This is a genomic window from Alcanivorax hongdengensis A-11-3 (genome assembly GCF_000300995.1).
Taxonomy (GTDB): Bacteria; Pseudomonadota; Gammaproteobacteria; order Pseudomonadales; family Alcanivoracaceae; genus Alcanivorax; species Alcanivorax hongdengensis.
Genome location: NZ_AMRJ01000001.1, coordinates 138813 through 153627, shown reverse-complemented (window position 1 = coordinate 153627; position 14815 = coordinate 138813). Strand labels below are relative to the sequence as shown.

13 protein-coding genes are annotated in these 14815 nt (G+C 64.1%); 7 read left to right on the top strand and 6 right to left on the bottom strand.

Annotated features, from left to right (window positions below; genetic code table 11):
* The first annotated feature begins 107 nt into the window (after positions 1-107).
* Positions 108-2183 (top strand): EAL domain-containing response regulator, encoded by a 2076-nt coding sequence (locus tag A11A3_RS00665; RefSeq protein WP_008927323.1) that lies wholly within the window; start codon positions 108-110, stop codon positions 2181-2183.
* A 160-nt stretch (positions 2184-2343) separates the two neighbouring features.
* Here A11A3_RS00665 and serB read toward each other — a convergent pair whose 3' ends face one another.
* The gene (serB, locus tag A11A3_RS00660; RefSeq protein WP_008927322.1) at positions 2344-3582 is read right to left on the bottom strand and encodes a phosphoserine phosphatase SerB; all 1239 of its coding nucleotides are present in this window, start codon (positions 3580-3582) and stop codon (positions 2344-2346) included.
* A 195-nt stretch (positions 3583-3777) separates the two neighbouring features.
* On the opposite strand from serB, the gene A11A3_RS00655 reads away from it, so the two are divergent.
* The gene (locus tag A11A3_RS00655) at positions 3778-4971 is read left to right on the top strand and encodes a hypothetical protein (RefSeq protein ID WP_008927321.1); all 1194 of its coding nucleotides are present in this window, start codon (positions 3778-3780) and stop codon (positions 4969-4971) included.
* On the opposite strand, the gene A11A3_RS00650 is transcribed toward A11A3_RS00655, so the two are convergent.
* On the bottom strand, positions 4914-5711 hold the full coding sequence (locus tag A11A3_RS00650; RefSeq protein WP_008927320.1) for an ATP-grasp domain-containing protein: 798 nt from the start codon (positions 5709-5711) through the stop codon (positions 4914-4916). The genes A11A3_RS00655 and A11A3_RS00650 overlap by 58 nt on opposite strands.
* 233 nt (positions 5712-5944) lie before the next feature.
* Between A11A3_RS00650 and A11A3_RS00645 the strand changes: the two genes are divergently transcribed.
* Positions 5945-6697, top strand: coding sequence for an enoyl-CoA hydratase-related protein (locus A11A3_RS00645; protein WP_008927319.1), 753 nt, complete (start codon positions 5945-5947; stop codon positions 6695-6697).
* 56 nt (positions 6698-6753) lie between these two features.
* Here the strand turns inward: A11A3_RS00645 and asd are convergent, their stop codons facing one another.
* The 3 genes from asd to rsgA all read right to left on the bottom strand — a co-directional run bounded on the left by asd (position 6754) and on the right by rsgA (position 9619).
* Positions 6754-7617, bottom strand: a complete 864-nt coding sequence (gene asd, locus A11A3_RS00640) for an archaetidylserine decarboxylase (RefSeq protein ID WP_008927318.1) — start codon at positions 7615-7617, stop codon at positions 6754-6756.
* 55 nt (positions 7618-7672) lie between these two features.
* Entirely contained in the window at positions 7673-8488 is an 816-nt protein-coding gene (locus tag A11A3_RS00635) for a sulfurtransferase (protein WP_008927317.1), read from the bottom strand.
* 99 nt (positions 8489-8587) lie between these two features.
* A complete protein-coding gene (gene rsgA / locus A11A3_RS00630) occupies positions 8588-9619 on the bottom strand; it encodes a small ribosomal subunit biogenesis GTPase RsgA (RefSeq protein WP_008927316.1) in 1032 nt (343 codons plus the stop codon).
* A gap of 115 nt (positions 9620-9734) precedes the next feature.
* Between rsgA and orn the strand changes: the two genes are divergently transcribed.
* Entirely contained in the window at positions 9735-10292 is a 558-nt protein-coding gene (orn, locus tag A11A3_RS00625; RefSeq protein ID WP_008927315.1) for an oligoribonuclease, read from the top strand.
* A gap of 129 nt (positions 10293-10421) precedes the next feature.
* On the opposite strand, the gene queG is transcribed toward orn, so the two are convergent.
* Positions 10422-11477, bottom strand: coding sequence for a tRNA epoxyqueuosine(34) reductase QueG (gene queG, locus A11A3_RS00620; protein ID WP_008927314.1), 1056 nt, complete (start codon positions 11475-11477; stop codon positions 10422-10424).
* Positions 11478-11522: 45 nt separating this feature from the next.
* On the opposite strand from queG, the gene A11A3_RS00615 reads away from it, so the two are divergent.
* The 3 genes from A11A3_RS00615 to A11A3_RS00605 are packed head-to-tail and all read left to right on the top strand — an operon-like array spanning position 11523 to position 14803.
* Positions 11523-13028, top strand: a complete 1506-nt coding sequence (locus A11A3_RS00615; RefSeq protein WP_008927313.1) for a bifunctional ADP-dependent NAD(P)H-hydrate dehydratase/NAD(P)H-hydrate epimerase — start codon at positions 11523-11525, stop codon at positions 13026-13028.
* Positions 13018-13464, top strand: coding sequence for a tRNA (adenosine(37)-N6)-threonylcarbamoyltransferase complex ATPase subunit type 1 TsaE (gene tsaE, locus A11A3_RS00610; RefSeq protein WP_008927312.1), 447 nt, complete (start codon positions 13018-13020; stop codon positions 13462-13464). The genes A11A3_RS00615 and tsaE overlap by 11 nt, the downstream gene beginning before the upstream one ends.
* Positions 13439-14803 carry an N-acetylmuramoyl-L-alanine amidase gene (locus A11A3_RS00605; protein WP_008927311.1) on the top strand — a complete coding sequence of 455 codons (1365 nt, stop codon included), beginning with the start codon at positions 13439-13441 and terminating at the stop codon, positions 14801-14803. Before tsaE ends, A11A3_RS00605 begins: the two co-directional genes overlap by 26 nt.
* The last annotated feature ends 12 nt before the right edge of the window (positions 14804-14815 follow it).

The window sequence follows — 14815 nt, the reverse complement described above, 5'->3', positions numbered from 1 at the left end:
CGACGCTTTGTCTTGATCTGCGACCCCCTTGGGTGTTTGTGTGGTTGCTTGGCGCCGGTAGTCAGGCACAATAGATAATTCTAAGAATAAGGCATGAGATGTAAGCCATGAGTTACGCGCTGGACAATCTTCGCTTGTTGATCGCCCACGATTCCCAGGATGAGGCGGAGCAGCTGATGAATGCGCTGCGCAACGCCGGCCGGGCGACGCGGGCCCAGCTGGCGCTGGGTGAAGATGATCTGGTCCGGGCGCTCAAGGGCGGCGCCTGGGAGCTGATGCTGTGCCGGCCGAGCTTCGGTGATGGCTCCTTCGAGTCGGCCATGGGCCACCTCAATCGCCTGGGCAAGGCGATCCCGGTGATTCTGATGGCGGACGATTTCTCCGTGGACACGGTCAAGGCCGGCCTGGGCGCCGGTGCCCGCGGCGTGGTGCCCAATGGCGACCGCGACCTGCTGATGCTGACCGTGGATCAGGTGGCCGAGTTCGTGCGCCTGCGCAAGGAGCTGCAGCACTCCGAGATCACCCGCCACGATGCCGAGAAGCGCCTGTCCAAGCTGATGGATCAGAGCCGTGATGCCATCGCCTATGTGCTGGACGGCATGCACATCCACGCCAATGACAATTACGTGCAGATGTTCGGCTACGAAAGCGCCGATGATCTGGCCGGTGTGCCGATCATGGACATGGTGTCCGCCGAGGATCACGCCAAACTGAAACAGTTTCTGCGCAGCCGCGCCCAGGACGAAAACCAGACCCAGGAGCTGGAGTGCAAGGGCGTCAACACCGAGGGCGAAGCCTTCGATGCCACCTTTACCTTCTCGCCCAGCACCTATGACGGCGAGGCCTGCACCCAGATTGTGATTCGCACCTCCGGCCTGGACGAGAGTGCCCTGGAAGAGCGTTTGCAGGAGATCAGCCAGAGCGACCAGGTCACCGGCCTCTACAACCGCACCTGGTTCATGAACCAGCTGGACGAAGCGGTCACCCAGGCGGCCCGGGAAGGCCGGCTGGCGGCGGTGCTCTACCTGCGCCTGGATGATTTCGAGCAGCATCAGTCATCACTGGGCATGGAGGGCGCCGACGAGGTGCTCAAGGCCGTGGCCCGCTGGCTGCAGGAGCACTGCCGCGAGGAGGCCAAGCTGGCCCGGGTGGATGGTGAAGACTACGCCGTGCTGTTGCCGGTGGACGATACCGATGCCGCCGCCGAGGAGGCGGAAGCCTTGCGTGCCGGCATCCAGACCCTGATGCCGGAAGTGGCCGCCAAGACCGTGCAGGTCACCGCCAGCGTCGGCGTCAGCTTTGCCCGTGAAGATGCCCGCAGCAGCCAGGATATTCTTACCACCGCGCTGAAATGCTGTAACCAGGCCCAGCGCGAGAACGGTGGCCAGGGCAACAGCGTCAAGGTGCACGACCCCATGGACGATGTGGCGTCCGGCTCTTCCGAGGCCATTGTGATGATGTTGCGCCAGGGGCTGGAGCAGGGCGCCTTCCGCCTCAATTACCAGCCGCTGATGAACCTGGAAGACGAGAGCGAGCATGTCTTCGAGGTGTTCGTGAAGCTGCCGCAGAAACAGGGTGAGGCCCTGGAGGCCAAGGAATTCATGCCGGTGGCCGCCGAGCACGGGCTGACCGGCAAGGTGGACCGCTGGGTGGCACTCAATGCCATGCGCGCCGCCGCCAACCTGGACGAGCCGGTGAGCCTGGTGATCAACCTCAATGGCCAGTCCCTGGGCGACGCCACCCTGGCGGACTGGCTGGGCAAGGCCATGCGCGCGGCCAAGCTCAATGGCAACCAGGTGACCTTCCAGTTCAGCGAAGCGGATGCCACCACCTACATGAAACAGGCCGGTGTGTTCGCCGAGAAGGTCAAGGCGCTGGGCTGCGGCATTTCCATCAGCCGCTTCGGCGGTGGCCTGGATCCGTTCAAACTGTTCCAGCATATCCCGGCGACCATGGTGAAATTCGAAGGCTCCTTCACCCAGGAGCTGAACAAGGCCGAAGGCCGCGACCGGTTGTCGGGCATCATCAAGGACGTCAAGCAGGGTGGCCGCAAGACCGTGGTCGGCTTCGTGGAATCCGCCGCCCAGATGCAGGCGCTCTGGACCCTGGGCGGGGTGGATTACCTGCAAGGCTTCTACCTGCAGGCCCCCACGGAAGAGCTGCATATTCCCGAGTCGGCGTGATGGATTTGAATGGATAGTTGATAATGGATAATTGATAACTGCGCGATCAGGATTGATTGTCGAAGAAAACAAAGAGGCCGCGCCCAACATTTGGACGCGGCCTCTTGCGTTTAAGTAACAACGGGCCTGGCCCGCGACGTTATCAATTATCCATTATCAACTATCCATTGCCCTTCAACAGCTCCGCCTGATCCTTGTCACGCACGCCCACCAGATAGAGGATGCCATCCAGCCCGAGGGTGGAAATGGCCTGTTCGGCGTTTTGTTTGACCAGTGGCTTGGCGCGGAAGGCGATGCCCAGGCCCGCTTCGCTGAGCATGGGCAGGTCGTTGGCGCCGTCGCCCACGGCAATGGTCTGTTGCAGGCTGATGCCTTCCTGGGCGGCAATCTCTTTGAGTAGCTCGGCCTTGCGCTGGCCGTTGACGATCTGCCCGACCACCCGGCCGGTGACCTTGCCGTCCTCGATTTCCAGCTCGTTGGCATGCACGTAGTCGATGCCCAGCAGCCGCTGCAGCCACTGGCCAAACCAGGTGAAGCCGCCGGACAGGATGGCGGTGCGGTAACCCAGGGCCTTGAGGGTGCTGATCAGGCGCTCGGCGCCTTCGGTGAGCTGGATGCGTTCGCGCACCCGCTCCAGGGCGCCTTCGTCCAGTCCCTTGAGCAGCGCCACCCGGGCGCGGAAGCTTTCGTTGAAGTCCAGCTCGCCGCGCATGGCGGCCTCGGTGATTTCCGCCACCTGTTCACCAACCCCGGCTTCCGCGGCCAGCTCGTCGATCACCTCGGAGCGGATCAGGGTGGAGTCCATGTCGAACACTACCAGGCGCCGGTTGCGACGGTAGGCGCTGTCGCGCTGAAAGGCGATATCCAGATTGCGCTCGTTGGCAATGGTCAGGAAGGCCGCGCGCATGGCGGCGCCGTCCCTGGGCTCACCACGTACGGAAATCTCGATGCAGGCGCGGCTGTCCTCGTCCTGGGTTTCGCCTTCCAGGTGCACCCGGCCGGACAAGCGGGTGATGGAGTCGATGTTGAGACCGTTGTCGGCCACCACCTCGGTGACATCGGCAAGTTGCTCGGCGGTAATCTTGCGCGCCAGCAGGGTGATGATGTGGCGGTCCTTGCCCTGGCCGGCCACCCACTGTTCGTAGCGCTCTTCATCGATGGGCCGGAAGCGCACCGAAATATTGAGCTTGTGGGCTTCGAACAGCACGTCCTTGAGCACCGCGGAGGCATCCGCGTCACGAGGGGTTTCCACCAGCATGCCCAGCGACAGGGTGTCGTGGATCACCGCCTGGCCCATGTCCAGCACGTTGAAGCGGTAGCGCGCCAGAATACGGGTAAAGGTGGCGGTCAGACCGGGACGGTCATTGCCGGAAACCTGGATCAGAATGATCTCGCGCACGCTCGCAGCTCCAGTTGTTAGCCAATTCGCCGAATGCCTGAGGCCATTGCAGTGGGCCACGGCAAAACGGCGCTAGAGTAGCAGAATTTTACCCGGGCGCGGCGTTAATTGCCGGAACTCTGCCGGTTGGGCCAACTCTCATCCGCCAATGGCAGGGTATACTGCCCCGGCAATGGATGATCAGGAAACCGTTTTATGCCCATGAGGGAACAATGGCGCTGGCTGCGCGAGCAACGGCCGCTACTGCGCGAACTGGTGGCCATGCTGGTGGTGGCACTGGTGGTGGGTGTCTATTTTCTGCAGAACTTTTCCGACCGGCTGGCCGACGAGCAGAAGGTGCAGCTGCAGGCGCTGGCCCAGCAGACCGCCAGCCGGGCCGCCGAGGCCCTGGCCAGTGGCGACTCCATCAGCGCCAACCTGATCGGCCGCGAGACCCTGGCACTCAAGCCGGTGGCCGGTATTCGCATTGATGATGTGGGTGGCGCCGCCGTGGTGAGCCTGGGTAAACCCCAGGCCGGGCCGGTGGCCCAGGCGCCGGTGGCCATGCCCGACGGTGAGCTGGCCGGCATGGTGACCTTGCGTGGCGCCGAGCGCTTGGTGCCGCGCAAGATGCTGGAGGCCGGCTTTGTGGTGGCCGTGCTGTGCCTGCTGTTGCTACGGGTCGCCATTGCCCTGGTGGCCCGGCGGCTGCTGCCCGAGACGGTAACGCCGGCGCCTGCGCCGGTGGCACCGGCCGCCCCGGTGTCGCCGCCGCAGGCGCCGCTGGTACCCGCCTGCGAGCTACCGGCGGAGGGTGAGGACCCGGGCCCGGTGACTGCCAGCCTGTGCCTGAGCATTGTCAATTTCGATCACTTCCAGCAGCGCTATACCCGTGAAGCCCTGCAGGCGGCGCTGGCCGATTACTGCGGTCTGCTCAACAAGGTGGCCGCCCTCTACGGTGGCCGGGTGCAGGGCCAGGTCGGCGAGCAGGCCCGGTTGACCTTCCACGACCCGCGCGTCTCCCAGGCGGCCTTTGCCGCGCTCTGTGCCGGCCTGCTGTTCCTGCGGGTGGGGCGGCTGTGGGCACCGCTGCGCAAGGCCCACGGTGCCCAGCCACTGGAGTTCAAGGCGCTGGTCACCACCGACGACAATGCCGCCGATGCCTGGTCACTGTGTGTGGCCGGGGTGCCCGGGCGCCTGCAGGTGCCCGAAGCCCAGCTGGCCGAGGCGGAGCTGGATGTGAAAGCGCTTTATCAACCGGACAAGGTGCAGGTGGTGCGCGCCGGGGATCACAAGGTGCGGCTGCAGCCAGTGGAACAGCTGGCGCACCGTTATCAGAGCCTGCTGCGCACTCAGGCGGAGACTCTGGTGTCCGAGCTGGGTGACGAGGGTGGCGCGGAGAACAGGTAATCGGCCATGGCCTTCTGGACCCGCTGGTTGAGGTCCGGAATGCCGGTGTTACCGAATAGCCGGTTGAACTCCAGAATGTAGGGATGGCCATCCACCATGGCCACGTCGAACCCGGCATGGTTGATGTCCAGGTAGCGGGACAGTTCCTGCACCAGCTGCACGGCGTTGTCCGGCACCGGAATGTCGGTGCGCACCGTGCCGCCCTGGGCCACGTTGTTGAGAAAGCCGTGGCCCTCGCGCCAGTAGCTGGCAATCACCTGCTGGCCCACCACCACGATGCGCAGGTCGCGCACGATCGGCAGCAGTTTCTGCACATACAGCACGCTTTCACGCTCGGCATAGTCGAGAAACTGGGCACGGTTCTCGATCAGGGAGACGCCCATGCCCTGGCTGGAGCGTACGGATTTGGCCACGAACGGAAACCGCCAGGTGTCCAGCACCTGGCTGATGCCATAGCGATCCCCGGAGGTAATCAGTGTTTCCGGCACGTGATCCGGGCAGGCGGTTTGCAGGGCGCGGGTCATCTCCACCTTGTCATGGCCCAGGTGGTAGCTGCACAGGCTGGGGAAGATCGGCCGCTTGAGCACGTAGTGCAGGCTGTGGACCTGCCAGTAACCAGGGAACAGCAACCAGTCCGCCTGGCGCAATTCGTCCAGGTGCTGGTTCATGTGCTCCGGCTTGATGTAGCGCACTCCCGGCAAACCCAGGGTGCGGAACGGCTCAAAGGTAATCAGTTTCACAGTATCAGTCTCTGAGGGGCGGGGCTGCCCCGGGGCGGAGGGGGCCGCCGGTTCCGGATCACTTTTTATGCCGGTTTACCGAAAGCGTCAAGCACCGTTTGGCGGCGGCAATTGGCAGCGCGGCGGGCAGGTATTAGTCTTGGGGCCGCACTGGCGCGATGACGGCTCTGTGGATGATCGTCCGCGCTCTATTTTTGCAGTTATCTATTGTTATCGGGAGAGTTGCCGTGACTATGCCGGCTTTGGAAAGTGGCCAGATTGTGGCCGAGAACAAGGGTGCGGTGCTGGAGATTACCTTCGACCGGGCCGACAAATTGAATGCCTTCACCAGCGCCATGTACCGGGATCTGGTCAAGCTGCTGGACCATGCCGAGCACAGCGAAGCGCTGCGGGTGGTGTTTTTCCGGGGCGAGGGTCGTGCCTTCAGCGCCGGTAATGACCTGGCGGACTTTCTCAATGCCAAGCCCGGTGAAGCCGGTGAGGCGGCCCATTTCATCAAGGCCATCTACCGGTTCCCGAAAGCGCTGGTGGCGGCGGTGCAGGGCAATGCGGTGGGGGTGGGCACCACCATGCTGCTGCACACCGACCTGGTGGTGGCGGCGGACGATGCCAAGTTCCTGACGCCCTTTGTGGACCTGGGCGCCGTGCCGGAAGCGGGCAGTGCCAAGCTGCTGCCGGCCTGGCTGGGTTACCAGCGCGCTGCACGCATGTTGCTGCTGGGGGAGCCGATGCTGGCCCAGGAGGCGCTGGAGGCCGGGCTGGTGGCCAAGGTGGTGCCCACCGATCAGGTCCAGCAGACCGCGTCCGAGTGGGCGCAGACGCTGGCGAAGAAGCCGCCACGGGCGCTGCGCGAGAGCAAGCGATTGATGCGCTCCGGCATCAGCCGGGGCCTGGACGACATCCTCAACGAGGATCTGGCGCTGTTCGGCGAGATGCTGCAGAGCGACGAGGCGAAAGCGGTGCTGACCGCCATGCACAAGCGTTGACCGCCAGTTGAAAGGCAAGTGATGCCAGCGCGCCGCCCGGTGCGCTGGCATCATGGTCACTGGCCGAAGTGGCCGATCCCGCTGTTAACCTTCACTTTGCTGCCGGCTTTCAATGCCGGGTCAAAGCCTGCCTTGGCCTCCGGGAACAACAGAATCACCGTCGAGCCCAGCAGAAAGCGGCCCAGCTCGTCCCCTTTGGCCAGGGTCACCGGCTCGCGATTGCTGTAATCGGTTTCACTGACGGTTTTGGGCAGCGGCGTCACCTGACCGCTGAACACGGTTTCGATGCCGGCGACGATCATGGCGCCCACCAGAATCACCGCCATGGGGCCCTGTGCGGTATCGAATGTACAGACCAGACGCTCGTTGCGGGCGAACAGGTTGGGCACGCCGTTGGCCGTGGCCTCGTTGACCGAGAACAGATCGCCGGGCACATAGCGGGTGTTGCGCAGGGTGCCGTCGAAGGGCATGTGCACGCGATGATAGTCCCGTGGTGACAGGTAGATGGTGGCGAACTGGCCATTGGTGAATTCACTGGCCAGGGCGCTGTCGCCGCCCAGCAGGTCGTAGAGCGAGTAGTCGTGGCCCTTGGCCTGGAAGACCTGGTTGGCGCGAATGGCGCCCAGCTGGCTGACCGCGCCGTCCGCCGGGCAGGCCAGGGTGGTTTCTCCCTCCGCCAGCGGCCGCACGCCGTCTTTCAGGGCCCGGGTGAAGAAGGCATTGAAGCTTTCAAAGCGGTCCGCGTCGCTGATCTCGGCTTCCGACAGATCAATGTTGAAGCGCTTCATGAACAGGTTGATGAAGGTGGTCTTGATCCACGGCACTTCGCTGCGGGCCAGAATGCCCACCAGCCGTGACAGGCCGTGCTGGGGCACCAGATACTGCAGGGTAACGAAGAGCTTGTCGCGCCAGTTATTCAAGGCTGTTCCTCTATAGCGTTGTCGCGTTGTCAGTGGCCGTTGACCGTGAAAGCGGTCACTCGGATTTTTCCACCGGGGTGTCCGGGTGATTGCCCCATTCTGCCCAGGAGCCGGCATAACCGCGTACCCGCGGGTAGCCGAGAATCTTTGCCACCAGCCAGGAGAAGCTGGAGCGGTGGTGGCTCTGGCAGTGGCAGATCACTTCCTTGTCCGGGGTGATGCCTCGGGCTTCCAGTTCCTGGCGAATGTCATCCAGTGGGCGCAGGCGCAGGTTGTTCTGCTTGTCCATGGGCTCGGTCCACTCGTAGTGGCGGGCGCCGGGAATATGGCCGGCTTTCTGGGCAAAGGCGCGCACGCCGGCAAACTCTTCCTCGGAGCGCGAATCCCAGAGCACCAGATCGTCATCCTGGTAGTGGGCCAGCAGATAGTCCATGTCCACTTCGGTGAGCGGGTCGTGGCCGCTCACTTCGTAATCGCCGGGCCGTGGCTCGGTGGATTCGCTGCTGGTGGGCTGGCCTTCGGCCAGCCAGGCGTGAATGCCACCGTTCAGGTAGCTGTACTTGCGGTGACCAATGGCATCCAGTGTCCACAGCAGTCGGCCGGCCCAGCCGCCGCCTTCATCATCATAGGCCACCACATGGGTGTCTTCCGTGAGCCCCAGGGCCGTGAACAGATCGCCCAGGGTGTCGTCGTCCGGGATCATGCCCGGCGCCGGCTGGGCGCCGGTCTGCAGGCGCTTGAAATCCAGGTGAATGGCACCGGGCACGTGGGCCTGCACGTAAATCGCGGGTTTGCTCAGGTCGATGATCAGCAGATTGTCATCGTCGAGATGATTGGCGAGTTCGGCGGGTTCAAGCAGCAGAGGCAGCATAAGGACGCTAATTGATAATGAATAATTGAGAATGGAAAACGAAAATCGCTATCCAGCGGGGCCCCATTATCAATTATCAACTATCAATTATCCATTGCCTCACTGATACCGTTCCCGCCCGTCTTCGTCCAGGGTGTCGGCGATCTGGTAGAAGTTGGCCAGGCGTTCCTCGCTGATGCTGCCGTCGTCGGCGGCGGCGAGCAGGGCGCAGCCGGGTTCGTTGCGGTGCGAGCAGTTGCGGAATTTGCAGTGGCCGGCCAGGTCGGAGAGCTCCCGGTAACCGTGCAGCAGCTCCTCTTCGCTGATGTGCCAGAGGCCGAATTCGCGGATGCCGGGGGAATCGATCAGGTCACCGCCTTCCGGCAGGTGGAACAGCCGGGCGGTGACGGTGGTGTGCTGGCCCAGCCCGGAGGTGGCGGACAGGTCACCCACCGCCAGCGCCGCCTCGGGCAGCACCGCATTGACCAGTGATGACTTGCCGACGCCGGACTGCCCAACAAAGACGCTGGTCTTGCCGGCCAGGGCCTGGTGCAGGGGCGTCAGGCCGTCGCGCTGGTGGGCGCTGACTTCCAGCACCGGGTAGTCCAGGTGGCGATACATGGCCACCAGCGCATCAATGCGCGGGCGCAGGGTCTCGTCGATCAGGTCGGCCTTGTTGATCACCAGAGTGGCAGCGATACCGGACAGCTCCGCGGCCACCAGGTAGCGGTCCAGCAGGGCGGAGGAGGGCGTCGGCAGGGGCGCGAACACCACCAGCATCTGCTCCACATTGGCGGCCACCGGCTTGAGATTGCCGTACATGTCCGGGCGCTTGAGGACACTGTGGCGCGGGTCGATGGCCACCACCACGCCCAGGCCCTCGCTCTGCGGTGGCTGCCAGATCACCCGGTCACCCACCACCAGTTGCTCCAGGTTGGCGCGGAAGTGGCAGCGGCGGCTCTCGCCGTCGGCATCTTCCACCTGCACCTGCTGGCCGAAGTGGGCGGTGATCACACCATGCTGTTCGTCACCCAGGTCGTCGGCCACCAGTGATTCCAGCTCGGCACTGCGTTTCGCCGCCCGCTGACGTTTTTCCGCCTGGATCTTTTCGATGCGCCATTTCTGGCGCCGGTTCAGTTTGCGCTTGGCCACGGCCTGTCCTGCTCTTTCGATGCGGGCATCCTACCACGGTCCGCGCCACTTCGGTGCTGGTCTCGGCCTGTCAGCCGCGTATGATGTAAACGGCACCATAACAAGAGAGCACACCATGTCTGATGCGCCGCTGGACAAGCGAAACAACCTGATCTGGATCGATCTGGAAATGACCGGTCTGAGCCCGGAAAACGACCGTATCATCGAGATCGCCACCATTGTCACCGATGCCAATCTTAATGTGCTGGCGGAGGGGCCGGTGCTGGCGGTGTACCAGAGTAACGCGCTGCTGGACGGCATGGACGAGTGGAATACCGAGCATCACAACAACTCCGGGCTGGTGGCACGGGTGCAGGCCAGCACCGTCAACGAGGCCGGCGCGGAGAGCCGCACCATCGCGTTTCTGGAGCAGTATGTGGAGGCGGGCATGTCGCCCATGTGTGGCAACAGCATCTGCCAGGACCGGCGTTTTCTGGCCAACTACATGCCCAAGCTGGAAGCCTTCTTCCATTACCGCAATCTGGACGTGTCTACCCTCAAGGAGCTGGCGCGCCGCTGGAAGCCCGGCATCCTGGGTGGCTTCAGCAAGGAGAACAAGCACCTGGCGCTGGATGACATCCGCGAATCCATCGCCGAGCTGGCCTACTACCGCGAACACTTCATCGACGTTTGATTTGGCGGGGCCGGCCTTTACCTCCGAGGGCACCGGGTCTTGATGCGACGATCAAACCGGCCGTAGGAGCCTGCCTGCAGGCGATGCGGGTTTTTCTCTGTGCCCTCGGTAGTAAAAAAACAGCACCTGTCAGATGACGCTGGCGTGCTGCTTCTTCAGTGCCCAGGCCACGTGTTCGCGCACGGTCTCGTCCGGGTACTCGGATCTCGCTTTGAGTGCCGCCACGATGTCTTCGCTGTAGGGCGCATTGCCCAGTGCCACGGCAATATTCCTCAGCCATTTGTGATAGCCCGCCCGGCGAATGGCGGAGCCGGCGGTGCGTTCCAGAAATTGCGCCTCGCTCCAGCCGAACAGGGTGACCAGGTCACTGTCGCCCAGGCCGTGGCGAGGGTGGAAGTCGCTCTCGCCGCTGTGCTGCGAATAGCGATTCCAGGGGCACATCAGCTGGCAGTCGTCGCAGCCAAAAATACGGTTGCCGATCCCCTCGCGCAGGTCCTCGGGAATGCTGCCGTCGTGCTCGATGGTCAGGTAGGAGATACAGCGCCGGGCATCCAGCTGGTAGGGGGCGACGATGGCATCGGTGGGGCATACGGTGATGCAGGCGCGGCACTTGCCGCAGTGATCCTCGCCGGGCGCGTCTACCGGCAGTGGCAGGTCCGTGTAGATTTCCCCCAGGAAAAACCAGCTGCCGGCCTCGCGGTTGAGCAGCAGGGTGTGCTTGCCCTGCCAGCCTAGCCCGGCCTTGGCGGCCAGAGGTTTTTCCATCACCGGGGCGCTGTCCACAAAGGCCCGGGCCAGCTCGCTGTCGGCCACTGCCTCGCGAATACGGGCGCCCAGCTGGGCCAGGCGTTTGCGAATCAGTTTGTGATAATCGCGCCCCAGCGCGTAGCGTGACACATAGGCCTTGTCTTTCTGCTGCAGGATCTTTACCGGTTGGGTGTCCGGCGGCAGGTAATCCATGCGCGCGGAAATCACCCGCAGGGTGCCGGGCTCCAGTTCCGCCGGACGCGAGCGTTTGTTGCCATGGGCCGCCATCCAGTCCATGTCGCCCTGGTAGCCGTTGGCCAGCCAGTCCTTGAGCTGTTGCTCCGCGTCGGCCAGGTCAATGTCGGCCACGCCGATCTGCTGGAAGCCCAGTTCCCGGCCCCATTGCTGGATCTGCTGTTTGAGTTCGACAAGGTCCATGTATGCGTATAATGACGTGAATTGTTGCCGCGAAGGATAACAGGTGTGCGTGCTTCCACCGAATTGCCGGTAGCGCTGTACAGCGCTGCCCAGACCCGCGAGCTGGACCGCCTGGCCATCGAGGCCGGTACCGCCGGCGCGACGCTGATGCAGCGGGCCGGTCAGGCGGCCTTCGATGTGTTGTGTGAATGTTGGCCCCAGGCGCGTCGGGTGGCGGTGCTGTGTGGTGGCGGCAACAACGGCGGCGATGGCTATGTGGTTGCCTGGCTGGCCCGGCAGGCCGGGCTGGCGCCGACCCTGTATTTCACCACGCCACCGGAGCAACTCAAGGGCGATGCGCGGACCATGGCGCAGCGTTGCCAGCAGGCGGGCATCGCCATGCAGCCGCTAAGCGCGGAGGCGCTGCCGGACAAACCGGATGTGCTGGTGGATGGCCTGCTGGGAACCGGCCTGAGTGGCGCACTGCGAGACGACATGGCGCGCTTGCTGATGGCGCTGGATTCGATGCCGGTGCCGCGTCTGGCGCTGGATATTCCCTCCGGCCTGGGGGCCGATAGCGGCATGCCGCTGGGGGCGGTATTGCGCGCCGATGTGACCTGTACCTTCATCGGTCTCAAGCGCGGCCTGCTCACCGGCGAGGGTCCGGTACATACCGGCAGCCTGCATTTCTTCGACTTGCAGGTGGAGCGTGATGTCTACGCCCGGCTGCGGCCCGATTCCCTTTGTCCTCGCGTTGAGGAATTGTCTCAACAGCTGCCGCCCCGCCGCCGCGATGGTCACAAGGGGCACTACGGGCATGTACTGGTGATTGGCGGTGATTACGGTTTTGCCGGGGCGCCGGTGATGAGTGCCCAGGCCGCCGCCCGCTGCGGGGCCGGCAAAGTCAGCCTGATTACTCGCCCGGAACATGTGTTGCTGGCGCTGATGCGTCAGCCGGAAATCATGGCGCGGGGGGTGCAGAGCGCTTCCGAGGCCGAATCCCTGCTGGCCCAGGCCACGGTGGTGGCCATCGGCCCCGGGCTGGGCCGGGATGCCTGGGGCCGGGCGTTGCTGGCGCTGGCGCTGGAGAGCGGCAAGCCGCTGGTGGTGGATGCCGATGCCCTGACCCTGCTGGCGAAGCAGCATGATGTGGGCCAGGCGGATTGGGTGCTGACGCCGCACCCCGGTGAGGCCGGGCGCTTGCTGGGCTGCCAGGGCAAACACATTCAGCAGGACCGCTTTGCGGCCCTGGAGGCGCTGGTGGCCCGCTACGGTGGCACGGTGCTGCTCAAGGGGCTGGGTACCCTGGTGCAGGGGGCGCCTGGCCGGGCGTTGATCCGCGAGGGCAATCCGGGCATGGCCTCCGGCGGTATGGGCGATGTGCTCACCGGCGTGATTGCTGCCCTTCGTGCCCAGGGCCTGAGCGGGTATGATGCGGCGCGACTGGGCGCCCTGGCCCACGCCCGGGCGGCGGATGTCTGTGCGGCTCGCCACGGCGAGCGTGGTTTGCTGGCTACGGACCTGCTGCCGGCCCTGCATGAATCATTGAATGGAGCCTGCCATGACCGTTGAGCAGTATGCGCTGCCCGATGAGGATGCCACCCTGTCGCTGGGCGCCGAGCTGGGCCACCGCCTGGCCGCGGGGGGCTGCGTTTATCTGCGCGGGGATCTGGGGGCGGGCAAAACCACCCTGGTTCGGGGTATGCTTCGTGGTTTGGGGTATCAGGGGTCGGTCAAGAGCCCCACGTATACGATTGTGGAACCCTATGAATTCGGGGACGTCCATATCTATCACTTTGACCTGTATCGTCTGGCAGACCCGGAAGAACTGGAGCTGATCGGCGTGCGGGATTATTTTTCCTCCACGGCCCTGTGTCTGCTGGAGTGGCCGGAACGGGGCGCCGGCGTGGTGCCGCCGCCGGATCTGGAAATTACGCTGGCGGTGGATGGCCGCGGAAGACAGGCAACCCTGGAATGGGCGAATGAGCGACGCGCGCAACAACAATAACGGTTCCTTCGTGGCCGGCCTGGTGCTGGCACTGATCACGCTTTTCTGGTCCGGGGCCGTGTCGGCCCAGGCCACCATTGAATCCGTGCGCCTGCACCGGGCACCGGATCACACCCGTATCGTGTTTGATCTGCCGTCACCGGTGGATCACCGTATCGACAAGCTGGCCAATCCGGACCGCATCGTTGTCGACCTGATGGACGCGACCCTGGACTTTGATGTCAGCACGCTGGATTACGGCGATAGCCCGATTGCCAACATCCGGGTTGGCAAGCACAGCGACAAGACCCGGGTGGTGTTCGACATGAAACAGGCGGTGCGCCCGCGCACCAACCTGCTCAAGCCCATCGATCCGCACGGCTGGCGCCTGGTGGTGGACCTGTTCGACAAGGACGGCAGCAGCGCCGAGCCGGTGAAAACCGTCACCCGGCCCGAGCCCAAACCCCAGCCCACCGGTGACCGGCCGATGATCGTGGCGGTGGATGCCGGCCATGGTGGCGAGGACCCGGGCGCTCACGGCCCCAGCGGTACCTACGAGAAGAACATCACCCTGCAGATCGCCAAGCGCCTGGCGGCCAAGATCAATGCCGCGCCGGGCATGAAGGCGGAGCTGGTGCGCAACGGTGACTACTATGTGCCGCTGGCCGAGCGGCGCACCATCGCCCGCAACAAGTTCAATGCGGATGTGTTCATTTCCATCCATGCGGATGCCTTCACCGATGCCAGTGCCCATGGGGCGTCGGTGTTTGCCCTGTCCAACCGGGGCGCCACCAGTGCCAAGGCCCGTTACCTGGCCAAGATCGCCAACGAATCGGACAAGGTGGCCGGCGTCTACGAGGACGAGAAAGACGACAGCAACCTGCTCAGCGTGCTGGCGGACCTGCAGGTGACCGGTTCGGTGTCCCACAGCCTTTATCTGGGGCGTCAGGTGCTCGATCAGCTGGATGACGTGACGCGCCTGCATGGCGGGCGCCACCGGGTGGAGCAGGCTGGCTTCGCGGTGCTCAAGGAGCCCAAGATGGTGTCCATCCTGGTGGAGACCGGTTTTATCTCCAACCGCAACGAGGAGCGCCAGCTGCGCTCGTCCAGCCACCAGGACAAGATCGCCGAGGCGATCCTCAAGGGTGTGCAGTCCTACTTCCGCACCCACCCGGCCCCGGGCAGCTGGTTTGCTGCCCAGCGTCGCGCCAGGGGGGATGAGTACCGTATCCAGCCCGGTGATACACTGTCGGAAATCGCCACGCAGTACAGCGTGTCCGAGGATGCCCTGCGCGCCGCCAACGATTTGCAGAGCGATCGCATCATGGTGGGCCAGGTGCTGAAAATTCCCCGTTCCTGACGCCGTTTGAAG